Below are 23756 nucleotides of genomic sequence, written 5' to 3'. Positions count from 1 at the left end.
CACAGCACAGGGCAGACTGCGGCTATTCCCGGCAATAGGCGAGGAAGCGGCTCAGCGCTTTCGACAGATGTTTCTGCCGGTGATGGATGCGATACAGGGTGCGCGTCAGGCGCGGCAGGGGCACCGGCACTTCCGTCAGCGTGCCCGCCTCCAGCAGATCGGCAATCACCCGGCGCGATAAGCAGCTGATGCCCATGCCGTGGCGCACCGCGTGTTTAATTGCCTCCGAATTGCCTAACTCCATCCCCAGCTGAAACTGCGGCAGGTGCGACAGCAGCAGGTAATCGACAATCTCACGCGTACCGGAACCGCGCTCGCGCAGGATCCACGGCGCAGCGGCCAGCGTCTCCAGCGTCGCCGGCTGCTGTAACAGCGGCGCATCCGGCGCGGCGAACACCACCAGTTCATCTTCCAGCCACGGTTCGCTGATGATATCCGGCTCATGGCACGGCCCTTCAATCAGGCCGATATCGACGCGAAAATCGGCCACCGCATTGATGGCGTCCTGGCTGTTGCCAACGCTCAGCTCCAGCGGCAGCGTGGGAAAATCGCGGCGATACGCGGCGATCATCCCCGGCAGCAGATAGTTGCCGATGGTGCTGCTGGCAAACAGGCGAATCGCTCCGTTGTCCTCTTTAAACAGCTGTTCGATCTCAATCGCCTGCTCCAGCAGCCCGACCGCGCGCGGATAGAGCAGCCGGCCGTGCTCGTTGAGCACCAGCCGTTTACCGACGCGGTCGAACAGCTGTACACCGAGCTGACTTTCCAGATCGGCCAGGGCCGCGCTGACCGCCGACTGCGACAGCGCCAGCACCTGTGAGGCCTGCGTGGTGGAGCCACTTTTCAGCACCTCGGTAAACACTTCAATCTGACGCAGCGTAATGTGCATGCGTGCTCCTTACATGGCGTACCGCTTCACCAGATAGATCACCACCGCCAGCCAGATCAGCAGCATCAGAATCAGGCCGCTCCAGCTGACGATCTTTTTGCCGCGCGCCCGTTGCACCTCGGCGCGTTCGGCGCTGCTGATGCGCACGTCGCGCGGCAGCAGACGCAGCAGGATCATCACGCCAAGCGGGATGATAATCGCGTCATCCAGCAGGCCAATAATCGGGATGAAGTCCGGAATCAGATCGATGGGGCTGAGCGCATAAGCGACGATGCCAAACGCCAGCAGCTTAAACCACCACGGCGTACGCGGATCGCGACAGGCAAACCACAGCGTCAGCACGTCCCGTTTGATGAGCTTCGCCCAGCGGCGCAAGCGCATGAACATTGTTGCCCTTCCTTATCACTTATTCCGGTTGATTATAAATATATTATCAATTTCACTTTTAAGCCAGCCAGGCGCACGCTAAAGCCTCACTGAGGAGAAGCGTATTATGGCTGAACTAAGCGTCAACAAAACCCCTTTTCATGTTCATCGCTGGCTGCCGGGACTGCTGCTGACCGCCGCCATCGCCGCAGGTGCCGCGTGGCTGGCCAGTCAGCCGTGGCTGGCGGGCGCGGGATTCGGCGCGCTGACGCTGGCCATCATTATCGGCATCGTGCTGGGTAATAGCCTGTATCCCCGCGTTGCGACCCCGTGCGACAGTGGAGTACTGCTGGCCAAACAGCGACTGCTGCGACTCGGCATCATTCTTTACGGCTTCCGCATCACCGTGCAGCAGATCGCCGATGTCGGCGTCAGCGGCGTGCTGATTGATGTGCTGGTGCTGAGCTCAACCTTTCTGATCACCTGCCTGATCGGTATCCGTGTACTGAAAATGGATCGTGAAACCGTGTGGCTGATTGGTGCCGGCAGCAGCATTTGTGGTGCGGCAGCGGTGCTGGCAAGTGAACCGGTGATAAAAGCCGCACCGTCGAAAGTGGCGGTCGCGGTGGCCACCGTGGTGCTGTTTGGCACCGTCGGCATTGTGCTGTACCCGTTTCTCTGGACGCTGCTGCCGCAGGTCAGCGCGCAGCACTTTGGCGTCTTTACCGGCTCGACGCTGCACGAAGTGGCGCAGGTGGTGGCGGCTGGCCATGCGATGGGCGCGGAAACGGAGAACACGGCGGTGATCGCCAAGATGCTGCGGGTGATGATGCTGGCACCGTTTCTGCTGATCCTCGGCAGCTGGCTGCAGCGCCAGCGCAGCCACCAGCGTCAGGCACAGCAGCCGATCCGCTTTCCGTGGTTTGCCCTGTTGTTTATTGTGGTGGCGCTGTTTAACTCGCTGCATCTGCTGCCACCGCCGGTGGTAGCGGGACTGAATCAGCTGGCGAATCTGCTGCTGGCGATGGCGATGGCGGCGCTGGGCTTAACCACCCGTTTCGGCGCGCTGAAGCAGGCGGGCGTCAAACCGCTGCTGCTTGGTCTGCTGATGTTTATCTGGCTGATTCTCGGCGGCGGCGCACTGAATGTGCTGGTGCAACATTTCATGGCGTAAGCGCATCCGCTATCATGGGCGTTTTGCATCAGCAATCGCCCATTCAGGAGAGCGGCATGAAATATATCGGCGCACACGTAAGCGCATCCGGCGGCGTAGACCAGGCAGTGATCCGGGCCCATGAAATCGAAGCCACAGCCTTTGCGCTGTTCACTAAAAATCAGCGCCAGTGGAAAGCCGCGCCGCTCTCTGCGCAGGTGATCGACGCTTTTAAAACCGCCTGCGATCAATACAACTTTAGCGCCGCGCAAATCCTGCCGCACGACAGCTATCTGATTAACCTCGGTCACCCGGTGATGGACGCGCTGGAGAAATCGCGCGAGGCGTTTATCGATGAGATGCAGCGCGCCGAACAGCTTGGTCTGACGCTGCTCAACTTCCATCCCGGCAGCCACCTGCAGCAGATTGATGAAGATGCCTGCCTGAAGCGCATCGCCGAGTCGATCAACATTGCGCTGGATAAAACCCACAACGTGGTAGCGGTGATTGAGAATACCGCCGGTCAGGGCAGCAACCTCGGTTTCCGCTTTGAACACCTCGCGGCGATTATTGACCACGTCGAGGATAAGTCGCGCGTCGGCGTATGCATCGACACCTGCCATGCCTTCGCTGGCGGATATGATTTACGCAGCGAAGCCGCCTGTGAAGCTACCTTTGCCGAGTTTGAGCGCGTGGTGGGCTTTCAGTATCTGCGCGGTATGCACCTTAACGATGCCAAAAGCACGCTCGGCAGCCGCGTGGATCGCCATCACAGCCTCGGCGAGGGCAACATTGGCAAGACCGCGTTTAGCTGGCTGATGAAGGATGCGCGTTTTGACGGTATCCCGATGATTCTCGAAACCATCAATCCGGATATCTGGAAGGATGAAATTGCCTGGCTGAAGGCCGAGCAGCAGGCGTAACGGTTTTCACCGGGGCCTGTCGCCAATAAAAAAAGGGAGCCGCGGCTCCCTTTGTTGTTCCTGGCTGCCGTTACGCGGCTTTGGCCAGTTCCTCTTCCGGACGTTTCAGAATCGCATAGCCCAGACCCGCAATCAGCGTACCAATCACAATCGCCAGCAGGTAACCCAGTACCGGCGTAATGGCGCCTGGAATCAGCAGGACGAACAGCCCGCCGTGCGGCGCCATCAGTTTGGCACCCATCGCCATGGAGATAGCACCGGTCACTGCGCCACCCACGATACAGCATGGCAGCACGCGCATCGGATCTCGCGCCGCAAACGGAATGGCACCTTCGGAGATAAAGCACAGGCCGAGTACCAGCGCGGCTTTACCGCCTTCCTGCTGACCTTTATTGAACTTACGACGCGCTACCAGCGTTGCCAGCCCCATCGCCAGCGGTGGCACCATACCGGCCGCCATGATCGCGGCCATCGGCGCGTAGGTTTGCGAACTCAACAGACCAACACCAAAGGCGTAAGCCACTTTGTTCACCGGACCGCCCATGTCGGTACACATCATGCCGCCCAGAATCGCGCCCAGCAGGACCGCGTTAGCGGTGCCCATGTTCGCCAGCCAGCTGGTCAGGCCGCTCATGATGCCGGCAACCGGTTTGCCTACCACGTAAATCATCAGCAGGCCGGTAATCAGACTGGCCACCAGCGGAATGATCAGAATCGGCTTCAGCGCCTCCATACTTTGCGGCAGCTTCACTTTGCTGCTCAGCAGTTTCGCGGCGTAACCGGCGATGAAACCGGCGATGATGCCGCCAAGGAAACCGGCGTTGATGCTGGTGGCGATCATGCCGCCAATCAGACCCGGCGTCAGGCCCGGACGGTCAGCAATCGAGAAGGCGATAAAGCCCGCCAGCACCGGCACCATCAGCGCAAAGGCGCTGCCGCCACCGATCTGCATCAGCGCCGCGGCTAAGGTGCCCTGCTCTTTAAACGCGGTAATCCCAAAGGCGAATGACAGCGCAATGCTCAGACCGCCGGCGACCACCATCGGCAGCATATAAGATACGCCAGTCAGCAGATGCCGATAGGCACCGGCTTTCTCTTTGCTGTCGCTTTGGCTGGCTGCAGCCTGGTTGCCGGAAGGCTGCCAGACTTTGGCTTCCGCCTGCGCTTTATCCAGCTCCTGTGCGGTTTTCTTAAGCGCCAGACTGGTGGAGGTGCGGTACATCGGCTTGCCGGCAAATTTCGCCAGATCAACGTCGATATCCGCCGCAACGATCACCAGATCGGCCGCCGCCACTTCTTCCGGGGTGATCGGGTTGCCGGCGCCGACTGAGCCGCGGGTTTCCACTTTTACCCACCAGCCGCGCTTGCTGGCTTCCGCCTCAATCGCCTCGGCTGCCATGAAGGTGTGTGCCACGCCGGTCGGACAGGCGGTGACGGCCACAATACGTTTCTGCCCGGCGCTCTGCGCTGGTGCACTTGCCGCCGGTGTCGCCGCAGCTGCCTGCCACGGTTGCGCCGCATCTTTAGCCAGCGCCAGTGCCGCCTGCGGATCGCGCAGCGCCTGCTGCACGTCCACGAGGGCAACGGACTTGCCGGCGAGCTGCGCGTTGTCGGTAACCTGCTGGCCAATCACCAGCACCAGTTCGGCATCTGCGGCGCTGTCGACCAGCGTCAGTCCCGCTTGCCCTGCCGCCGCCTGCAGACGTTCCGAGGCTAAATGGCCTGATGCCAGGCCGAGTGAAGAATCTTTTATCAGCAGCGTTTTCATTATCGCTCTCCTGCTGTTAGTTAACGGGTTGTAAGTCGACGCGCGCCATCATCGCGGCCAACTGGGTACGATCGGTCACGCCGACGTTGCTCTGGCTGACGGCCATGGCCGCCACCGCCGTCGCCAGACGCAGCGTGTGTTCACTGGATTCCCGCATCAGCAGGCCATAAATCAGGCCGCCAACCATCGAATCTCCGGCGCCTACGGTGCTGACCACTTCACACGCAGGCGGTTTGGCGATCCATTCGCCAGAGGCATTGACCCACAGCGCGCCTTCCGCACCGAGGGAGATCACCACGTGGGCAATGCCCTGCTCGCGCAGCTGGTGCGCGGCGTCAATCACATCCTGCAGCGTCGGCAGCTTGCGGCCGGCCCAGATCTCCAGCTCGCGGCGATTGGGTTTTACCAGCCACGGTGCTGCTTTCAGACCGGCCACCAGCGCTTCACGGCTGCTGTCAAAAATGATGCATGGGCAGTGGGTGCGCAGATCGCTCATCCATTTGGTGAACGCGTCCGGCGCAACGCCGGCTGGCAGGCTGCCGCTGACGCACACCATATCGAACTGGCCCAGCCAGGTCAGCGAGTCGGCGGTGAAGCGGTCCCAGTCCTGGGGCGTGACGTCAAAGCCCGAGAAGTTGAGGTCGGTGACGTCGCCGTCTTTTTCCGTCAGCTTAACGTTAATGCGGGTACGGCCCTGCACCACCTGAAAACGGTTAGCGATGCCGAGTTCGCTGAACAGCTGCTGAAAGCCGTCCTGATTCTCTTTGCCGAGGAAGCCGCCGACGGTAACGTCGATGCCGAGATCTTTCAGCACTTTGGCGACATTGATGCCTTTACCCGCAGCGTGCAGCCCGGTGGTTTTGACCAGGTTAACTTCGCCACGCTCGATCTCCGGCGTGTAGCCGACCAGATCGTACGCCGGGTTCAGGGTGATAGTGGCAACGCGACGACTCATGCTGCCCCCTCGCCCAGACCGCTATTAATGGCTTCTTCGATAGCGTGCAGTGCCTGCTGCGCATCGTCACCGCTGGCGGTGAAACGCAGACGATGGCCTTTCTTCACGCCCAGCGCGACCACCTTCATCAGGCTGCGCCCGTTAGCCGGCTTACCGCTGCCGTCGAGATTGGTCACGGTGATATCGCTGTTGAACTGCTTGATCACGCTCACCAGCGCGGTGCCCGGACGCGCATGCAGACCGTGCTCGTTGCGGATGGTGAATTCCGCGGTTAAGACGTCCGCGGCTTCATCAACTTCGCTGGTCAGCAGCGCGAGAATGCCCGCCGCGTCCGCCTTCAGCAGGCGTTCAGCCTGCTTGTTCAGCAGCAGATTGCTGAGATAGCCCAGCACCTCAAGCGGGCGCTGATCGGTGGCGGCGACCGTCAGCAGCAGCGCTACCGGTTCGCCCTGATGTGTCAGCGGCGTCGCGCTGCGGCTCACTGCCACCGCGCTGTTGAGGTTGCCGTGCGTGCTGTCGCTCAGCCAGATGCCCTGACCGAGGCTGAGCGGCGCGTGCGAGACGACGTCCGCGACAAAGCTGGCGTCAACGGCACCGGCCGCCTGCAGACGACCAGCGTTCAGCGCCTGCAGCGTCATCAGATCGCTGGCGGCCACGTCAGTGGCGATCAGCGACGTATCGAACTGGAATTCAGCGGCCTGCTTTTCACCCATCAGCAGCGCGCGCAGCTCTTCAGCAGAGGCAGATTTCAGCTGCTCCGCGATGCTGTCATCGCTTAATACGTGGGTCAGCTGGCGCAGCAGCGCGAGGTGCTCGTCAGATTTGGCGGCAATGCCGATGGCGACGTACGCCGTCTGGCCATCGCCCCAGTCCACGCCCTGCGGGAACTGATAAACCTGCACACCGGTTTTCAGCACCAGATCGCGGGTATCGGTGGTGCCGTGCGGAATGGCGATGCCGTTGCCGAGAAAGGTGGTGGTTTGCTGTTCGCGCGCCAGCATGCCGTCGACGTAGCCTTCGGCCACATTTCCGGCCGCAGTAAGCGCAGCGGCAACCTGACGAATGGCCTGTTCTTTATCGGACGCGCTGGCGCCGGTGTGAATGGCCTGAACTTCGAGCTGGAACATATTTCTCCTCGCTTGCTGAAAGTGAATCGTTTCAGCCTGATGGCGAAAAAATACGCTGTGCGACACGGACTTAGCCGGGAGGACAACGCTGAAACGTTTCAGGGAATATGGTACAGCACCCGATTACAGGCAAGAAAATGCGCAATCGGCGTAGCAGATTTTTGATGCTCCGCACACTTCGCGGCGGATTTAGGATTTTTCACAGCGGGCAAAGCTGACGCGTTGCTGTAACGGGGTCAGTGAAAGGCATACGTTCTTCAGCTCGCGTCAGCTTAACTCAGGGCGCGGTATCGGCTTCCAGCTGCAGCAGGTAGATCATGGCGTCGGCGCGGCTGTTGCCGCACATCTCCGCCTGTGGCTGTAAACCGGCACACACCGCCGGACGCAGCGGCGAGCCAAAAATTTTGCAGCGCTGCTGTTCGTCGAGCTGAACGCAGCGGGTATTGGCCGGTTTGCCGTCAGGCATACCCGGAATGGGGGAAGAGATGGAGGGGGCTGTGCAACAGGCACCGCACTGGTCTCGACATAACATCATGCGCTCCTGCAAAGATTAGCGGCCGACAATAGCAGTCTGCACCGCGGAATTCTATGTGCGACCAACAATTTTCACCGGCCTCACTTGCCTGTTTTTCACCGCGCGAGTAAGTTGGCGCGCATCTACCTGGTTATAGCGAGTCAAGCATTATGCCAAAGGCAAACGAAATCAAAAAAGGAATGGCCGTCACCTGGAACGGTAAACTGTTGCTGGTGAAGGATATCGATGTCCAGAGCCCAAGCGCGCGCGGTGCCGCCACGCTGTACAAGATGCGTTTCACCGATGTGCGCACCGGCCTGAAAGTTGAAGAGCGCTTCAAGGGCGACGACATTATTGATGCCATCCAGCTCAGCCGCCGCGCAGTGACCTTCTCATACATCGACGGCGACGAATACGTGTTTATGGATGACGAAGATTACACGCCGTACAGCTTTAAAAAAGATCAGATCGAAGAAGAGCTGCTGTTTATTACTGAAGGCGGCATTCCCGGTATCCAGGTGCTCACCATGGATGGCCAGGTGCTGGCGCTGGAACTGCCACAGACGGTAGACATGGAGATTGTTGATACCTCACCTGGCATCAAAGGGGCATCCGCCAGTGCGCGCACCAAACCGGCGGGCATGAGCACCGGGCTGTCGATTCAGGTGCCGGAGTACCTGAGCAATGGCGATCGCATCCGTATCCATATTGCCGAGCGTCGTTATATGGGACGCGCCGATTAAGCGCACGATTTTCTCCGGCGGCGGTTGATTGTTATAGTATAACAACAGCCTGCGCGCCGGATGCGGTTGTCCGGCGCGGCTATTTTAACGGAGTAAATCATGACGCGCGTGAACCTGATTACCGGTTTTCTCGGTAGCGGTAAAACCACCACCCTGTTACATCTGCTGGCGCACAAACCGGCCAATGAAAAGTGGGCCATTCTGGTCAACGAGTTTGGTGAGATCGGCATTGACGGTGCCCTGCTCGCCGACCGCGGCGCCACGCTGAAAGAGATCCCCGGCGGCTGCATGTGCTGTGTTAACGGCCTGCCGCTGCAGGTCGGGCTGAATATGTTGCTGAAGCAGACTCAGCCGGACCGCCTGATTATCGAACCCACCGGCCTTGGCCATCCCAAACAGTTACTGAATATGCTGCGCGCGGCGGTCTATCAGCCGTGGATCCGCGTGGACGCCACGCTGACGCTGCTCGATCCGCGTCAGTTAGCCGATACGCGCGTCACGGAGAATGAAAACTTTCGCGACCAGCTGATCGCCGCAGACATCATCATCGCCAATAAGAGCGACAAATGGGATGCGGAAGATCGTCAGCGGCTGGCGAGCTGGCAGCAGCATTTAGGCGACCGTCAACTGGTGGAAGCCAGCTGGGGCAATATTGATCCGGCGTTGCTGAGTCAGCCGGCATTGGCGGATCGTGCGGTACCCGATGCCGCGCATCATCATCATTCGTCACGCCCGCAGGGGCTGGCGGCGCTGAAACTGGAAGGCGAAGCGCGCTGGCGTCGTGCGTTAAATGAAGGTCAGGGCTATGCTTCCTGTGGCTGGATTTTCGATGGTGACACGGTGTTCGATACTATTCCGGCTTTAGAGTGGGCGCGGCTTGCGCCGGTGGATCGCGTGAAAGGCGTGCTGCGTACCGCTGACGGTCTGGTCAGCATTAACCGTCAGGGCGAAGACCTGTTCATCGAAACGCGCCCGGTCACGCCGCCGGATAGCCGTATCGAATTGATCCACCATCAGGCCGCCGACTGGAACGCCTTGCAGACTGCCCTGTTGAAGATTCGTTTAAATTAGCTGCGGTAGGTTTGCCCGTTATTTTTTTCTTTTTGAGTTACTTTTATGCGCACTACTCGTTTGATTACCATCCTGCTGCTGAATGCGCTGGGTGTGATGCTATTTATGTCGTGGTATCTGCCGCCGGAGCACGGGTTCTGGTTCGCTCTCGACAAAGGCATCTTTTTTGGCTTTAACGACCAGATGGTCGACCATCACGGCTTTGCGCTGCTGGTGGCGATCACCAATTTCCGCGGTTTTGATGCGGTGTCGCTACTGGCGATGGGCCTGCTCTATCTGTGGTTCTGGCGCCGCGAAACGCCGCAGGGCCGACGTCGTATGCTGGCGATTGGTATCACCATGCTGCTGACGGCGGTGATTCTTAACCAGCTGGGCCATCTGCTGCCGGTTAAGCATGCCAGCCCGACGCTGTTCTTTGATAACGTGCATCGCGTCAGCGAACTGACCGGCATTCCGGCAAAAGATGCGTCCAGAGACAGCTTCCCCGGCGACCACGGCATGATGCTGATTATCTTCGCCTGCTTTATGTGGCGCTATTTCGGCTTCCGCGCCTTCCTGATGGGCCTGCTGATTGTGGTGCTCTTTTCCCTGCCGCGCGTAATGGCAGGCGCACACTGGTTTACCGATATCGCGGTCGGTTCGCTGTCGGTGGTGCTGGTGGGCCTGAGCTGGTGGTTATTAACACCGGCCAGCGACAAACTGGTGAACTGGCTCTATCGTTCGCTGCCCGGAAAATATAAACCCCAGGCGTAATTGTTTAGCGCGGGCGATTATTTCCTGTTTTTAAGATCGCCTGCGCTTATTTAATCCTGCAATAAATTATTAGCGGACTAAGCGTTTTCTGATAAAAGAAAAACCTATGCGTCAAATCGTCTGACAATGGCGTTATTCCTGGCCTGTCCAGTCAGAACCCTCTTAAAATCTCCCTTAGCGCCAGAATTAGCCGCTGTTCCTGCCGTTAATTGACGCTTAAATCGCTACCAGTTGTTGATAAAGTAACCGTTGTGTTACAGATTGATTTCACATCAAAAAAACCTATAAAAATTTATATAAAAGCACTCGCCACGCGGTCTGTAATCGGTTAACCTCAACTCCGATTACTACCGTGCAGCATAAAATTCGGTACCTTAAGCAACAAAAATGTGTGCATTAACACATTTTAGTAATTAAGGAATTGTCTTAGAGGGTCGCACTTATTAATCTCAACCCGTTTTGTCATCTGGCTGGCGACATTCTGTCGTAAGGACATCGAAGGAAAACACGTACAATGGTCAAGTCTCAACCAATTCTGAGATACCTCAGGCGGATTATTCCCGCAGTAGCATTAGCAACCCTCTTATCGGCATGTAGCAGTACCCATAACGGTCAGAACGCGAATAACGAGAATCATGAAGTTAACAACCAGAATGGTTTTTTACTTCAGGCGTCTCAGGACGAATTTGAACAAATGGTGCAGAACGTGGACGTCAAGTCCCGCATCATGGAGCAGTACAGTGACTGGAAAGGTGTGCGTTATCGCTTAGGCGGCGACACCAAACGCGGCATTGACTGTTCTGCTTTTGTTCAGCGCACCTTTCGCGAACAGTTTGGTTTAGAGCTGCCGCGTTCCACCTCGGAACAGCAGGACAGCGGTAAAGAGATTTCACGCAGTAAACTGCGTCCGGGTGATTTAGTGCTGTTCCGCGCCGGCTCCACCGGTCGCCATGTCGGCATCTATCTCGGCAACGACAATTTTGTACACGCGTCTACCAGCAGCGGCGTGATGATTTCCAGCCTTAACGACAGTTACTGGAAAAACCGCTACCGCGAAGCGCGTCGGGTACTGGCAAAAAATCCCAGTTAATCCCCTTCCTTCCTGATGTTCTCAGCCAGAGAATCTGAAAACGCTGCCCCGGCAGCGTTTTTTTTTCGTCTGCGGTTGCTTAAGCCAAATCCATGACGGAAAAAGTAATTGTGAATCAAAAATATAACGAGACTTTTCGCGCAGCCTCGTTATATTCTCGTTGCCTTGAACCAGCACAGTTGTATGCGTTTTTATAATAAAAAGGGCAAGATCAGGGGAACCAACTCCATGCCACTGTCGGGGACGTTAAATCGTCATGCCAGCTACTCGCGGCGCATCGCCTGGAGTAGCGTAATTATTGGGGTCGCGTTTTTTATCCTGTTTGTCACCGTCCTGCTCACGCTGACCTGGCAAAAACGCGTCCAGCAACACCAGCAGCTGCTGGCTCACAGCCGTGACGATCTGCAACAGGTGATGTCAACCCTGGTCGAGAGCCTTTATCCGCTGCAGCAATACACTCAAATCAGCTGCAACAGCGTCAACCGTGAGCTGACCTCTCGCGCCGCCTTTGCCGGCAACATTCGCGCGATATTACTGGTACGCGACGGCAACGCTTACTGCTCTTCGGCTACCGGCGCATTTCTGCTGGCCGCCAGCGCCATTTCACCCGATTCAGAGCTGGAGCGCGACCGTGACGTCCGCCTGCTGCCCGGCACACCGCTGCAGCCCGCCAAACCAGCGCTGGCGCTGTGGCTGAAAAGTCCGGGAGCGAACGAAACCGGCATCCTCGCCACCATGAACCTCAGTATGACGCCTTACCAGCTGCTGGCCTCTTACCATCCCGAAATCACGCGCATGGCGCTGGTGGCAGGCGACAGCGCGCTGCTCAGCGGCACCAGCCAGGTGGTGCGCAGCCGCGATCTGCCGCCTGCCCTCACCGACCTGACGCTTGATGACGGCAGCATGCGCTTTGTGCTTTACGGCAGCACGCTGGCCTCACGCGATTACACGCTGGCGTTGCTGACCGGCCTGCTGCTGGCGCTGCTGGTTGCCGCAATCAGCTGGCTGCTGCTGTCGCTGCATCAGCGACCGGGACGTGAAATCCTGCTTGGCATCCGGCGCGGTCAGTTTCACGTTGAGTATCAGCCGCTGGTAACGGCACACAACGGCAAACCCTATGGCGTTGAAGCGCTGCTGCGCTGGACTCACCCGGTTGAAGGCATGATCCCACCCGATGTATTTATCAGCCACGCCGAAGCGCAGAACCTGATTATTCCTCTGACCCAACATCTGTTCAGCCTGGTAGCGCGCGACGCGCGTTTTCTCTGTCAGCAACTGCCGCGCGGCACCCGTCTCAGTCTGAATATGTCACCGCAGCATCTGGCATCGGCCAGTTTTCGCCGCGACGTGCAGGCATGGATCGCCAGTATGCCCGCCGATCATTTTAACTATGTATTTGAAATCACCGAGCGCACCATGGTGCGGGAGAAGAACGCCGGCGAAATCTTCGCCTGGCTGCATGAACACAATTTCAAGATTGCCATCGATGATTTTGGCACTGGCCATAGCGCGCTGATCTACCTGGAAAAATATCCGTTCGACTACCTGAAAATCGATCGCGGCTTTGTGCAGAGTATCGGCACCGAAACCGTAACTTCGCCGGTGCTTGACACCGTGTTGCTGCTGGCAAAGAAACTCAACCTGAAAACTGTGGCGGAAGGCGTGGAAACCGGCGACCAGGCGGCCTGGCTGGTTAATCGGGGCGTCACGCATCTGCAGGGGTATCTGTTTAGCCGCCCGCTGCGCCCGGAAAAGCTGATCAGCTACTATCAGAGCCAGGCCAGTTTGGGTTAACGTCACGTACCGCGCATGAAACTGCTACCATACAGAGCGGATTACCACAGGAGAGCGCCCCACTTATGCTGCTTCGTCTTGCCACAGCACTACTGATGTGCAGCGCCATTGCGCCGGTGCACGCGGTCACTATCCATGAAAGCTATGCCTTTGCGAAGCTGGGCGAACCGAAATACGCGGTCAACTTCAGCCATTATGATTACGCCAATCCGGCGGCGCCAAAAGGCGGCAAGATCACCCTCGCCGTGGTGGGCACTTACGACAACTTCAACCGCTATGCGTCGCGCGGCAATCCCGGTATCGGCACTGACACGCTGTACGACGGCCTGTTTACCACCTCAGACGATGAGCCCGGCAGCTACTATCCGCTGATCGCTGAATCAGCACGCTATCCCAGCGATTATCACTGGATGGAGGTGTCGATCAATCCGCACGCGCAGTTTCAGGACGGTACGCCGATCACCGCGCAGGATGTCGCCTTCACCTTCGGCAAATTCATGACCGAAGGCGTGCCACAGTTTCGCGTGGCGTTTCGTGGCGTGCAGGTGAAAGCGCTGAACCGGCTGACGGTGCGCATTGAGATGCCCAAACCGGATAAAGACCTGGTGCTGAGCTGGATCACGCTGCCGGTGCTGCCGGAAAAATTCTGGCAGAACAAAAAATTCAATGAGCCGCTTGGCTACCCGCCGCTCGCCAGCGGGCCTTACCGCGTCACTTCGTACAAATCCGGCCAGTTCATTCAATATAGTCGGGTGAAGACCTACTGGGCGGCCGATCTGGCGGTGAACCGCGGTCGCTTTAATTTTGATACCCTGCGCTACGACTACTATCTTGATGACAACGTGGCTTTTGAAGCGTTTAAGGCCGGTGCCTATGACCTGCGCGAAGAGAGTTCGGCGAAGAAATGGGCCACACAATATCGCGGGCGCAACTTCACCAGCCACGCCATTGTGAAAGCCACCACGCCGAATGACGTCGCCACCGACACGCGCTGGCTGGCGTTCAACAACGAGAAAGCATTGTTTGCCGACCGCCGCGTGCGCGAGGCGCTGACGCTGGCGTTTGATTTTGAGTGGATGAACAAAGCGCTGTTCTACGGCGCTTACAAGCGGACCGACAGCTACTTCCAGAACACCGCTTACGCCGCCAAAGGCTATCCTGACGCCGATCAGCTGGTCCTGCTCGCGCCCTACAAGGCGCAGCTGCCTGCCGAGGTCTTTAACAACGCCTACGCGCCGCCGCACTCTGACGGCAGCGGCTTTGACCGCAACAATTTGCTGCGGGCGATGGCGCTGCTGAAGCAGGCCGGCTGGCAGATCAAAAATCAGCAGCTGGTGAACGTGAAAACCGGCCAGCCGTTTCAGTTTGAACTGTTGCTGCGCAGCGGTTCTCAGAACGACTGGGCGCTGCCGTTCCAGCACAGCCTGGCACGGCTTGGCATTACGATGACGCTGCGTCAGGTGGACAGTTCGCAATATCTGCGCCGGCTGCGCGAAGGCGATTACGACATGATTCCGTCGCTTTATCAGGCGATGCCGTGGCCCTCCACCAGCCTGCAGTATGTCTGGCAGTCGGATTACATCAGCTCCTCGTGGAACACCGCGCGGGTAAAAGATCCGCTGGTCGACCATTTCGTGCAGCAGATCGTGGCGCATCAGGGCGATGAGAAAGCGCTGCTGCCGCTCGGTCAGGCGCTGGATCGCCTGCTGCTGTGGAACGCCTACATGATTCCGATGTGGTACAACGCCGAGCAGCGGCTGGCCTGGTGGGACAAGTTTTCCCATCCGCAGATTAAACCGGCGTTTGCCACCGGGCTGGAAAACTGGTGGTACGATGTGAACAAAGCCGGTCGTTTACCGGCCGATCGACGCTGAGGAGAGCGGTTTGGGTGCTTATTTCCTGCGCAGGCTGTTGCTGATTATTCCCACGCTGTGGGCCATCATCACCCTGAATTTCTTTATCGTACAGATTGCGCCGGGTGGTCCGGTCGATCAGGCGCTGGCCAACATCCAGTTTGGTCATAGTACCGGTCTGCCTGGCAGCGGCGGCAGTGACAGCGGTGCGCGCGGTGCGCTGGTGCGCGACAATCCCGGCGACAGCCAGTACCGCGGCGCGCGCGGGCTGGATCCGGAGGTGGTGGCAGAAATAACCCATCGCTACGGCTTCGATAAGCCACTGCTGCAGCGCTATGGCGAAATGCTGTGGAATTACCTGCGTTTTGACTTTGGCGACAGCCTGTTTCGTAACGCCTCGGTGCTGCAGCTGATTAAAGAGAGCCTGCCGGTGTCGATCAGCCTCGGGTTGTGGAGCACGCTGATCATCTATCTGGTTTCAATCCCGCTGGGCATCAAAAAAGCGGTGCGCAACGGCAGCGCGTTAGATATCTGGAGCAGCATCTTTATTATCATCGGCTACTCAATTCCGGCGTTTTTGTTTGCCATCATGCTGATTGTGCTGTTTGCCGGCGGCAGCTATCTCGACTGGTTCCCGCTACGCGGCCTCACTTCGCCGCAGTTTGACACGCTGCCGTGGTACAGCAAAATCAGCGATTATGTATGGCATATCACCCTGCCGGTGCTGGCTACGGTGATTGGCGGCTTTGCTACCCTGACCATGCTGACGAAAAATTCGTTCCTTGATGAGGTGCGCAAACAGTACGTCGTCACGGCGCGCGCCAAGGGCCTGGATGAGAAGCGCATCCTCTACGGCCACGTGTTCCGCAACGCCATGCTGCTGGTGATCGCCGGGTTTCCCGCCACCTTTATCAGTATGTTTTTCACCAGCTCGGTGCTGATTGAAGTGATGTTCTCACTCAACGGCATGGGGCTGCTCGGCTATGATGCCACCATTCAGCGCGACTATCCGGTGATGTTCGGCACGCTGTATATCTTTACGCTGATTGGCCTGCTGATGAATATTCTCAGCGATCTGACCTATACGCTGGTCGATCCACGCATTGATTTTGAGGGCCGCTGATGCGTTTATCTCCCGTTAACCAGCAGCGCTGGCAGCGCTTTCGTCATAACCGGCGCGGCTACTGGTCGCTGTGGCTGTTTCTGCTCATTTTTGTGCTGTCGCTGGGCGCGGAATTATTAGCCAATGACAAACCGCTGCTGGTGCACTATCAGCAGCGCTGGTACGCACCGCTGCTGTTTAACTACAGCGAGAGTGATTTTGGCGGCCAGTTTGCCACGGCGGCGGATTATCAGGATCCGTGGCTGAAACAACGTATTGACCAGCAGGGCTGGGCGCTATGGGCTCCCATCCGCTTCAGCGACAGCACCATTCATTTCGCCACCGACGTGCCCTTCCCGTCACCGCCGTCCGCGCAAAACTGGCTGGGTACCGATGCTAACGGTGGCGATGTACTGGCGCGTCTGCTGTACGGCACGCGCATCTCGCTGCTGTTCGGTTTGCTGTTAACGCTGTTCTCCAGCGTGATTGGCATTGTGGTGGGTGCCCTGCAGGGCTACTTTGGCGGCCGCGTTGACCTGATCGGCCAGCGATTGATTGAAGTGTGGTCCGGCATGCCGACGCTGTTCATGCTGATTCTGCTCTCCAGCGTGATTCAGCCCAATTTCTGGTGGCTGTTACTGCTGACAGTGATCTTCGGCTGGATGAGCCTGGTGAGCGTCGTGCGCGCTGAGTTCCTGCGCACGCGTAACTTTGATTATATCCGCGCCGCGCGCGCGCTGGGCGTGAGCGATAGCCGCATCATGCTGCGCCACATGTTGCCCAACGCCATGGTCGCCACGCTCACCTTTCTGCCGTTTATCCTGTGCGGTTCGATTACTACCTTAACCTCACTGGATTTTCTCGGCTTCGGCCTGCCGGTGGGCTCGCCGTCGCTGGGCGAACTGCTGCTGCAGGGAAAAAACAATTTACAGGCACCGTGGCTTGGCCTTTCCGGCTTCTTCGCCCTCGCCCTGCTGCTGTCGCTGCTGATTTTTATCGGCGAAGCGGTACGCGATGCCTTTGATCCGAGCCGGGGGCGCTAAATGAGTTTGTTAACGGTGAATCATCTGGCGGTGGCGTTCGGGCCGCGCCGCGTGGTGGAAGATATCTCGCTGCGCATTGACGCCGGCGAAACGCTGGCGCTGGTGGGCGAATCGGGATCGGGCAAGAGCGTGACGGCGCTGTCGATTATGCGTCTGCTGCCGCAGCCGCCGGTGAGTTATCCGCAGGGCGAGATCCTGTTTGACGGGCGCGATGTGTTACAGGCCAGCGAACGTGAGATGCGCGGGCTGCGCGGCAACCAGATGGCGATGATTTTTCAGGAGCCGATGGTGTCACTCAATCCGCTGCACAGCGTGGAAAAGCAGCTGTATGAAGTGCTGTCGCTGCACCGTGGCATGCGGCGTGAAGCGGCGCGCGCTGAAATTCTCAGCTGCCTCGATCGCGTAGGCATTCGCCAGGCCGCGACGCGCCTGCAGGATTTTCCGCACCAGCTGTCCGGCGGCGAGCGCCAGCGCGTGATGATCGCCATGGCCTTGCTGACCCAGCCCAAACTGCTGATTGCCGATGAGCCCACCACGGCGCTGGATGTCACGGTACAGGCACAGATTTTACAGCTGCTGCGCGAACTGCAGCGCGAACTGAACATGGGCATGCTGTTCATTACCCATAACCTGAACATTGTGCGTCAGCTGGCCCACAGCGTGACGGTGATGCGCAACGGGCGCGAGGTGGAACACAACCGCTGTGACGCACTGTTTCACCAGCCGCAGCAGCCTTATACCCGCGAGCTGCTGGCCGCCGAGCCGGACGGCGCACCGGTGCCGCTGAACGACGCGCCGCCGCTGTTGCAGGTGAATAATTTGCAGGTGGGTTTCCCGATTCGCCGTGGACTGCTGAAGCGCACCGTGGCGGAAAAAACCGCGCTACACAATCTCAGTTTTACCCTGCGGCGCGGCGAAAGCCTCGGGTTAGTCGGCGAATCCGGGTCAGGCAAAAGCACCACCGGCCTGGCGCTGCTGCGCCTGATTGCTGCGCGCGGCGAGATCTGGTTTGACGGCCAGCCGCTGCATCAGCTGAGCGCGAAGCAGCTACTGCCGCTGCGCCAGCGCATTCAGGTGGTGTTTCAGGATCCCAACTCTTCACTCAATCCGCGCATGACGGTACAGCAGGTGATTGCCGAAGGGCTGGCGGTGCACCAGCCGCAGCTCAGCGCTACCGAACAGGAAGCCAGAGTCATTGCGGTGATGGAAGAGGTTGGCCTGGAGGCAGCGAGCCGCAGTCGCTACCCGGCGGAATTCTCTGGCGGTCAGCGCCAGCGTATCGCCATCGCCCGCGCGCTGATCCTGCAGCCGCAGCTGATCGTGCTGGATGAACCCACCTCGTCGCTGGACCGCTCGGTGCAAAAGCAGATCCTCACCCTGCTGCGCCGTTTACAGCAGCAGCATCAGCTGGCGTATCTGTTTATCAGTCACGATTTGCAGGTGGTGCGCGCGCTGTGTCATCAGCTGGTGGTGTTGCGCCAGGGTGAAGTGGTGGAACAGGGTGAATGCGAAGCGCTGTTCAACGCGCCCGCAGCAGAGTATACGCGTCAGCTGCTGGCCTCCGCGCAGGGCGAGATCGGGCCTCAGTGACCGTCAAAGGTTTCGGCGATCGCCACGCCCTGATTTTTCAGACAGCAGTTAGTGGCGCTCTCGTCGCCGCGCTGAATCAGCAAACACGGCTGCCCTTCACATTCGGCAATTTTGCACTCGACCTGAATCTGCGCCAGCGTTTCCTGTAGCTGCTGCAGGATCTCCAGCGCCGGATGGCCATCATGGCTCAGCAGGCGCAGCGCGACCAGATCCCCGTCATGCGCGCCGTTCGCTGCTTCCTGGCGTTCAATGGCGCCGGCATGTTCCAGCGACCAGCGGTATAGTTGTGGTAAACGATGCACAACCGAGAGTTGCAGCATAGTGTTTCGGTTCCCAGAGACAGTAACGTTATTCACAACGGACGGCTTCATCGCGGTGAATCCCCACCTGGCAAGCTCAGCATACGGACGTCAAGGATAGCCTTCTCGTTTTAAGCACAAAGCGTGATGCAACTTTATTATTTGCGAGCTTTCTCGCATTTATGCCTATGTTTACCGCGTTACGCGGCGCTTAACAATCATTTTAGACGCAATGTCGTTACTTTTTTATCAATTAATTTTCACAATATGGAAACATTAAGCAGAGCGAGAGTGCGGAGAGGGGCAAATCAGGAGGTGAAATAACAGCGGGCTAAGGATCGACCCGCCGCCATCACGCGGTGTGGCGCGGACGGGCGGCGTAGCTGAACAGCACGATTGAGACGGTAGCGCACAGCGCGATGGTGGCGACCATCGGCCAGGCGCTCTTGACGCTGACCAGTGACAGCAGCGCGCCAACCAGCGCACCGACGCCAAAGCGCAGCGTACCGGCCAGCGAGGATGCGGTGCCGGCCATATGGGGAAATTCGTCAAGGATCACCGCCATCGCATTGGAGGAGACGGTCGATACGCAGCCAATGAACATTGCCACGCCAAACACCAGCGGCAGGAAACCGAGGTTGAGCGCGCTGACAATCAGCAGCCAGATGCCCATGGCAAACTGAATCAGCAGACCGAGGCGGAACATCGCCAGCGGTCCGAAACGGCGCACCGCGCGGCTGTTAATCAGCGTCATGACAAACAGAAACACCACGTTGAGGCCAAAGTAGTAGCCGAAATTCTGCGGCGACACATGGTTCACTTCAATGTAAACAAACGGCCCGGCATTAAGAAAGGTAAACAGCCCGGCAAACGAGAAGCCGCTTGCCAGCATATAGCTGAAGGCGCGTTTGTGCCGCACCAGCGCGACAAAATTGCTCAGCGTGGTGCGCAGGTGAAAACGCTGCCGCTGCTCGGGCTTAAGCGTTTCGCGGATCTGCGTTACCACCAGCACGGTGGTAATCAGCGCCGCCAGCGCCAGCGTCCAGAAGATGGCGTGCCAGTTCCACAGCAGCAGCAGCCAGCCGCCGATGATCGGGGCCAGCAGCGGCGCAATGGTGGTGATCAGCATGACAAACGACATCATGCGCGAGAAATCTTCTTTCGAATAACTGTCGCGCATCAGGGCGTTGATCACCACGCTGGCCGCGGCGGCGGAGAGCCCGTGCAGGAAACGCATCAGAATCAGCTGGTCAATGGATTGCGACAGCGCACAGGCTGCCGCCGCGCAGGCGAAAATCAGCGTGCCAAGCACAATCACCGGTTTACGTCCGTAGCTGTCCGCCAGCGGGCCATATACCAGCTGACCAATGGCGAAGCCGAGGATGTAGAGATTCAGCGTCATCTGTACGCTGCCGGCCGACACCGCGAATTCACGGGCGATTTGCGGCATCGCCGGCAGATACATATCAATGGAGAGCGGCATCAGCATGGCCAGCAATCCCAGAATCACCACTAATCCCACCGGTGAATTTTTTTCCTTACGCACCGCTGTCTCCCGCTATTTGCGCTGTTTCAGTTCGTCCGGCAGGCCGATGCTATTGATTTCCGCCTCGGTCAGTTCACGGTATTCGCCTTCACCGAGCTCCTCATCCAGCACAATCTCACCGATGCTTTCACGATGCAGCGCCGTGACGTGGTTGCCCATCGCCGCAAACATACGTTTCACCTGGTGATAGCGCCCTTCACTGAGGGTGAGGCGCGCGGCTTTCTCATCGAGGATTTCCAGCTGCGCCGGTTTGGTCAGATCTTTCTCGTTGTGCAGCTGAATGCCGGCAGCAAATTTTTCGATCAGCCCCGCGTCAAGCGGCTGCTCCAGTTCCACCAGGTAGGTTTTCTCCAGGTGATGGCGCGGAGAGGTAATGCGATGCGACCACTGACCATCATCGGTCAGCAGCACCAGCCCGGTGGTATCAATATCCAGCCGCCCTGCCGCGTGCAGTTTGAACGCCGCCGGCTCCTCAATGAAATAGAGAATGGTGGGATGATCCGGATCGTCGGTGGAGCAGACATAGCCCTGCGGTTTATTCAGCATGAAATAGCGCGGGCCCTGCTGCACCGTCAGCGGATTGCCGTCGTACTCTACGGCATCGTCCGGCAGGACTTTATACGCGGTGTCGCGCACCACTTCGCCATTGATGGTGATCTTTCTGCCACGTATTTCACGGCCGGCGATGGCACGGCTAACTTCCAGTTGCTGAGATATGAATTTGTCGAGTCGCATGAATTCGCTTTTTTGCCTGTTACTGCGGAGGGGAACTGAAACGGCGTTTGCCCGGTAAATCATTTACAGCGCAGCGCGGCGGCCACGGCATAATTGAAAGCAGGGTTAACCGTTGAAAAAGTGTGGGCAGTATAGCCTGAACCTTCGCCTGCTAATAGTGCCGATCCTGCGTTTCAGCCACTTTCATGGCATAATGCGCGTCCGTTCCAGAAAAAGCCGGTTCCTATGTCGTTTACCCTGCGCCCCTATCAGCAAGAAGCCGTCGATGCCACCGTTGCCCATTTTCGCCGCCACGCCACGCCAGCGGTGATTGTGCTGCCAACCGGCGCCGGCAAAAGCCTGGTGATCGCCGAACTGGCGCGGCTGGCGCGTGGCCGCGTGCTGGTGCTGGCTCACGTCAAAGAACTGGTGGAGCAGAACCACAGTAAATATCAGGCGTATGGCCTGGAGGCGGACATCTTCGCCGCGGGCCTGCAGCGCAAGCAGAGCGACGGTAAAGTGGTATTCGGCAGCGTGCAATCGGTGGCGCGCAATCTGGCCAGTTTTGACAGCGCCTTTTCGCTGGTGATCGTCGATGAGTGCCATCGCATCAGCGACAACGAGGAGAGCCAGTATCAGCAGCTGTTCGCCCATCTGCGCCAGCACAATCCGCAGCTGCGTCTGCTGGGGCTGACCGCCACGCCATTCCGCCTGGGCAAAGGCTGGATTTACCAGTACCACTATCACGGCATGGTGCGCGGCGATGATAATGCGCTGTTCCGTGACTGCATCTACGAATTGCCGCTGCGCTATATGATCAAACATGGGTTTCTGGTGCCACCCGAGCGGCTGGATATGCCGGTGGTGCAGTACGATTTCAGTCGGCTGATCCCGCAGAATAATGGCCTGTTCAGTGAGGCCGATCTTAACCGCGAACTGAAACAGCAGCAGCGCGTCACGCCGCAGATCATGCGACAGATCATCGAGTTCGCTGAGACGCGCCGCGGCGTGATGGTGTTTGCCGCAACCGTTGAACACGCGCGGGAAATTCTCAGCCTGCTGCCGGAAAACAGTGCGCTGGTGTCGGCGGAAACCCCGGTGAAAGAGCGTGACCGGCTGATTCAGCAGTTCAAAGCGCAGCAGCTTAAGTTTCTGGTTAACGTGGCGGTGCTGACCACCGGCTTCGACGCGCCGCACGTCGATTTGATCGCCATTCTGCGCCCGACCGAATCGGTCAGCCTGTATCAGCAAATTGTCGGTCGCGGGTTGCGGCTGGCACCAGGCAAAACCGACTGCCTGATCCTTGATTACGCCGGAAACCCGCACGATCTCTTTACGCCCGAAGTCGGCGCGCCGAAAGGCGCCAGCGATAACCAGCCGGTGCAGGTGTTTTGTCCGGCCTGCGGCTTTGCCAACACCTTCTGGGGCAAGGCGACCGAAGATGGCCACGTCATTGAGCACTTTGGCCGCCGCTGTCAGGGCGTGCTCGACGATGACGAGGGCAATCGCGCGCAGTGCGACTACCGTTTCCGCTTTAAAAGCTGCCCGGACTGCGGTGCAGAAAATGATATCGCCGCGCGCCGCTGCCAGCAGTGCGACAAGGTGCTGGTCGACCCCGATGATATGCTGAAAGCGGCGCTGAAGCTGAAAGACGCGCGCGTACTGCGCTGCAGTGGTATGACGCTGGCGCACGGACGCGATGATAAAGGCGAGTGGCTGCAAGCCACCTATTTTGATGAGGATGGCACCAGCGTCAGCGAGCGCTTTCGCCTGCGCACTCCGGCGCAGCGCACCGCCTTTGAGCAGCTGTTTATGCGGCCACATCAGCGTGCGCCCGGCGTGGAGCTCGGCTGGCAGAGCGCCGCCGATGTGGTGGCGCTGCAGCCGCTGCTGCGCCATCCCGATTTTGTGGTGGCGCGCGCCAAAGGCCACTTCTGGCAGGTGCGGGAAAAAATGTTCGATTATCAGGGGCGCTATCGCCGCGCCAACGAGCTGCGCTAAGCGGCGGAATCATTTGCCCCGCTGTGGCAATCCGGCTATAATGCCGCCCGCTTTTGCATCCGTAAAAGCGTATTGAATAACCGTCCTGTTGCTGGGTCGCCTGTAGCAGGAACTATAGAAGAGATCTTAAGATGTTCACTATTAATGCAGAAGTACGTAAAGAGCAGGGTAAGGGTGCGAGCCGCCGCCTGCGCGCAGCGAACAAATTCCCGGCCATCATCTATGGCGGTAAAGACGCTGCGGTTTCTATCGAACTGGACCACGACGCTGTGATGAACATGCAGGCTAAGCCTGAGTTCTACAGCGACGTGCTGACTCTGGTTGTTGACGGTAAAGAAACCAAAGTTAAAGTTCAGGCTGTTCAGCGTCACCCGTTCAAGCCAAAACTGCACCACATCGACTTCGTTCGCGCTTAATCGCTAACGGGTTGACGAAAAAACGCCGCATCTGCGGCGTTTTTTT

General features: G+C 58.5%; 22 protein-coding genes. 13 read left to right on the top strand and 9 right to left on the bottom strand.

Going from position 1 to position 23756, the window contains the following annotated elements; all coding sequences use genetic code 11:
* Window positions 1–22 precede the first annotated feature (22 nt).
* Together yieE and K7H94_RS06600 are read right to left on the bottom strand one after the other, a co-directional pair.
* Complete coding sequence (gene yieE, locus K7H94_RS06605; protein ID WP_222951833.1) at window positions 23–889, bottom strand: DNA-binding transcriptional regulator YeiE; 867 nt, start codon at window positions 887–889, stop codon at window positions 23–25.
* A gap of 9 nt (window positions 890–898) precedes the next feature.
* Window positions 899–1276, bottom strand: a complete 378-nt coding sequence (locus K7H94_RS06600; protein ID WP_058757253.1) for a YkvA family protein — start codon at window positions 1274–1276, stop codon at window positions 899–901.
* 106 nt (window positions 1277–1382) lie between these two features.
* Between K7H94_RS06600 and K7H94_RS06595 the strand changes: the two genes are divergently transcribed.
* The gene (locus tag K7H94_RS06595; RefSeq protein WP_125309752.1) at window positions 1383–2429 is read left to right on the top strand and encodes a YeiH family putative sulfate export transporter; all 1047 of its coding nucleotides are present in this window, start codon (window positions 1383–1385) and stop codon (window positions 2427–2429) included.
* Between the two features lie 56 nt (window positions 2430–2485).
* On the top strand, window positions 2486–3331 hold the full coding sequence (nfo, locus tag K7H94_RS06590; protein ID WP_058775787.1) for a deoxyribonuclease IV: 846 nt from the start codon (window positions 2486–2488) through the stop codon (window positions 3329–3331).
* A 70-nt stretch (window positions 3332–3401) separates the two neighbouring features.
* Here the strand turns inward: nfo and fruA are convergent, their stop codons facing one another.
* The 4 genes from fruA to K7H94_RS06570 all read right to left on the bottom strand — a co-directional run bounded on the left by fruA (window position 3402) and on the right by K7H94_RS06570 (window position 7713).
* Window positions 3402–5099: a PTS fructose transporter subunit IIBC gene (gene fruA, locus K7H94_RS06585; RefSeq protein WP_222951832.1), complete on the bottom strand. Its 1698-nt coding sequence runs from the start codon at window positions 5097–5099 to the stop codon at window positions 3402–3404.
* Between the two features lie 16 nt (window positions 5100–5115).
* Window positions 5116–6054 (bottom strand): 1-phosphofructokinase, encoded by a 939-nt coding sequence (gene fruK / locus K7H94_RS06580; RefSeq protein ID WP_021509266.1) that lies wholly within the window; start codon window positions 6052–6054, stop codon window positions 5116–5118.
* On the bottom strand, window positions 6051–7181 hold the full coding sequence (gene fruB, locus K7H94_RS06575) for a fused PTS fructose transporter subunit IIA/HPr protein (RefSeq protein WP_058769932.1): 1131 nt from the start codon (window positions 7179–7181) through the stop codon (window positions 6051–6053). The genes fruK and fruB overlap by 4 nt, the downstream gene beginning before the upstream one ends.
* Window positions 7182–7458: 277 nt before the next feature.
* Entirely contained in the window at window positions 7459–7713 is a 255-nt protein-coding gene (locus tag K7H94_RS06570) for a YkgJ family cysteine cluster protein (protein ID WP_058757250.1), read from the bottom strand.
* A gap of 152 nt (window positions 7714–7865) precedes the next feature.
* Between K7H94_RS06570 and yeiP the strand changes: the two genes are divergently transcribed.
* From yeiP to yejF, 9 genes are all read left to right on the top strand, one after another.
* On the top strand, window positions 7866–8438 hold the full coding sequence (gene yeiP / locus K7H94_RS06565; RefSeq protein ID WP_222951831.1) for an elongation factor P-like protein YeiP: 573 nt from the start codon (window positions 7866–7868) through the stop codon (window positions 8436–8438).
* Between the two features lie 99 nt (window positions 8439–8537).
* A complete protein-coding gene (locus K7H94_RS06560; protein WP_222951830.1) occupies window positions 8538–9509 on the top strand; it encodes a CobW family GTP-binding protein in 972 nt (323 codons plus the stop codon).
* A 45-nt stretch (window positions 9510–9554) separates the two neighbouring features.
* Complete coding sequence (locus K7H94_RS06555; RefSeq protein ID WP_058769930.1) at window positions 9555–10262, top strand: phosphatase PAP2 family protein; 708 nt, start codon at window positions 9555–9557, stop codon at window positions 10260–10262.
* 514 nt (window positions 10263–10776) lie between these two features.
* Window positions 10777–11352, top strand: coding sequence for a bifunctional murein DD-endopeptidase/murein LD-carboxypeptidase (gene mepS / locus K7H94_RS06550; protein WP_031280047.1), 576 nt, complete (start codon window positions 10777–10779; stop codon window positions 11350–11352).
* 228 nt (window positions 11353–11580) lie between these two features.
* On the top strand, window positions 11581–13146 hold the full coding sequence (locus tag K7H94_RS06545; protein ID WP_222951829.1) for a cyclic di-GMP phosphodiesterase: 1566 nt from the start codon (window positions 11581–11583) through the stop codon (window positions 13144–13146).
* A gap of 65 nt (window positions 13147–13211) precedes the next feature.
* Entirely contained in the window at window positions 13212–15020 is a 1809-nt protein-coding gene (locus tag K7H94_RS06540; RefSeq protein WP_222951828.1) for an extracellular solute-binding protein, read from the top strand.
* Window positions 15021–15030: 10 nt separating this feature from the next.
* Entirely contained in the window at window positions 15031–16122 is a 1092-nt protein-coding gene (locus tag K7H94_RS06535) for a microcin C ABC transporter permease YejB (RefSeq protein ID WP_222951827.1), read from the top strand.
* Window positions 16122–17144, top strand: a complete 1023-nt coding sequence (locus K7H94_RS06530; protein WP_021509256.1) for an ABC transporter permease — start codon at window positions 16122–16124, stop codon at window positions 17142–17144. The genes K7H94_RS06535 and K7H94_RS06530 overlap by 1 nt, the downstream gene beginning before the upstream one ends.
* The gene (gene yejF / locus K7H94_RS06525) at window positions 17145–18734 is read left to right on the top strand and encodes a microcin C ABC transporter ATP-binding protein YejF (protein WP_222951826.1); all 1590 of its coding nucleotides are present in this window, start codon (window positions 17145–17147) and stop codon (window positions 18732–18734) included.
* On the opposite strand, the gene K7H94_RS06520 is transcribed toward yejF, so the two are convergent.
* The 3 genes from K7H94_RS06520 to rsuA all read right to left on the bottom strand — a co-directional run bounded on the left by K7H94_RS06520 (window position 18728) and on the right by rsuA (window position 21314).
* Window positions 18728–19054 (bottom strand): YejG family protein, encoded by a 327-nt coding sequence (locus K7H94_RS06520; protein WP_021509254.1) that lies wholly within the window; start codon window positions 19052–19054, stop codon window positions 18728–18730. The two genes, yejF and K7H94_RS06520, sit on opposite strands and share 7 nt — an antisense overlap.
* Window positions 19055–19385: 331 nt before the next feature.
* On the bottom strand, window positions 19386–20579 hold the full coding sequence (locus K7H94_RS06515; RefSeq protein ID WP_222951825.1) for a Bcr/CflA family multidrug efflux MFS transporter: 1194 nt from the start codon (window positions 20577–20579) through the stop codon (window positions 19386–19388).
* A 12-nt stretch (window positions 20580–20591) separates the two neighbouring features.
* Complete coding sequence (rsuA, locus tag K7H94_RS06510) at window positions 20592–21314, bottom strand: 16S rRNA pseudouridine(516) synthase RsuA (protein WP_021509252.1); 723 nt, start codon at window positions 21312–21314, stop codon at window positions 20592–20594.
* Between the two features lie 225 nt (window positions 21315–21539).
* Here rsuA and radD point away from each other — a divergent pair, with 225 nt between their 5' ends.
* Both radD and rplY read left to right on the top strand, forming a co-directional pair.
* Window positions 21540–23294 (top strand): DNA repair helicase RadD, encoded by a 1755-nt coding sequence (radD, locus tag K7H94_RS06505; protein ID WP_222951824.1) that lies wholly within the window; start codon window positions 21540–21542, stop codon window positions 23292–23294.
* Between the two features lie 131 nt (window positions 23295–23425).
* Window positions 23426–23710: a 50S ribosomal protein L25 gene (gene rplY, locus K7H94_RS06500; RefSeq protein WP_010618083.1), complete on the top strand. Its 285-nt coding sequence runs from the start codon at window positions 23426–23428 to the stop codon at window positions 23708–23710.
* The last annotated feature ends 46 nt before the right edge of the window (window positions 23711–23756 follow it).

This window comes from Pantoea dispersa, from assembly GCF_019890955.1.
Classification (GTDB): domain Bacteria; phylum Pseudomonadota; class Gammaproteobacteria; order Enterobacterales; family Enterobacteriaceae; genus Pantoea; species Pantoea dispersa.
This window is presented reverse-complemented; position numbering and strand designations above follow the sequence as displayed.

Coding starts and splice junctions, on each gene's coding strand:
- fruB (WP_058769932.1), bottom strand. CDS start 7,181: ATGTTCCAGCTCGAAGTTCAGGCCATTCACACCGGCGCCAGCGCGTCC.
- K7H94_RS06560 (WP_222951830.1), top strand. CDS start 8,538: ATGACGCGCGTGAACCTGATTACCGGTTTTCTCGGTAGCGGTAAAACC.
- rplY (WP_010618083.1), top strand. CDS start 23,426: ATGTTCACTATTAATGCAGAAGTACGTAAAGAGCAGGGTAAGGGTGCG.
- mepS (WP_031280047.1), top strand. CDS start 10,777: ATGGTCAAGTCTCAACCAATTCTGAGATACCTCAGGCGGATTATTCCC.
- K7H94_RS06540 (WP_222951828.1), top strand. CDS start 13,212: ATGCTGCTTCGTCTTGCCACAGCACTACTGATGTGCAGCGCCATTGCG.
- radD (WP_222951824.1), top strand. CDS start 21,540: ATGTCGTTTACCCTGCGCCCCTATCAGCAAGAAGCCGTCGATGCCACC.
- K7H94_RS06595 (WP_125309752.1), top strand. CDS start 1,383: ATGGCTGAACTAAGCGTCAACAAAACCCCTTTTCATGTTCATCGCTGG.
- K7H94_RS06555 (WP_058769930.1), top strand. CDS start 9,555: ATGCGCACTACTCGTTTGATTACCATCCTGCTGCTGAATGCGCTGGGT.
- yeiP (WP_222951831.1), top strand. CDS start 7,866: ATGCCAAAGGCAAACGAAATCAAAAAAGGAATGGCCGTCACCTGGAAC.
- K7H94_RS06530 (WP_021509256.1), top strand. CDS start 16,122: ATGCGTTTATCTCCCGTTAACCAGCAGCGCTGGCAGCGCTTTCGTCAT.
- rsuA (WP_021509252.1), bottom strand. CDS start 21,314: ATGCGACTCGACAAATTCATATCTCAGCAACTGGAAGTTAGCCGTGCC.
- fruA (WP_222951832.1), bottom strand. CDS start 5,099: ATGAAAACGCTGCTGATAAAAGATTCTTCACTCGGCCTGGCATCAGGC.
- K7H94_RS06600 (WP_058757253.1), bottom strand. CDS start 1,276: ATGTTCATGCGCTTGCGCCGCTGGGCGAAGCTCATCAAACGGGACGTG.
- yieE (WP_222951833.1), bottom strand. CDS start 889: ATGCACATTACGCTGCGTCAGATTGAAGTGTTTACCGAGGTGCTGAAA.
- K7H94_RS06570 (WP_058757250.1), bottom strand. CDS start 7,713: ATGTTATGTCGAGACCAGTGCGGTGCCTGTTGCACAGCCCCCTCCATC.
- fruK (WP_021509266.1), bottom strand. CDS start 6,054: ATGAGTCGTCGCGTTGCCACTATCACCCTGAACCCGGCGTACGATCTG.
- yejF (WP_222951826.1), top strand. CDS start 17,145: ATGAGTTTGTTAACGGTGAATCATCTGGCGGTGGCGTTCGGGCCGCGC.
- K7H94_RS06520 (WP_021509254.1), bottom strand. CDS start 19,054: ATGCTGCAACTCTCGGTTGTGCATCGTTTACCACAACTATACCGCTGG.
- K7H94_RS06545 (WP_222951829.1), top strand. CDS start 11,581: ATGCCACTGTCGGGGACGTTAAATCGTCATGCCAGCTACTCGCGGCGC.
- nfo (WP_058775787.1), top strand. CDS start 2,486: ATGAAATATATCGGCGCACACGTAAGCGCATCCGGCGGCGTAGACCAG.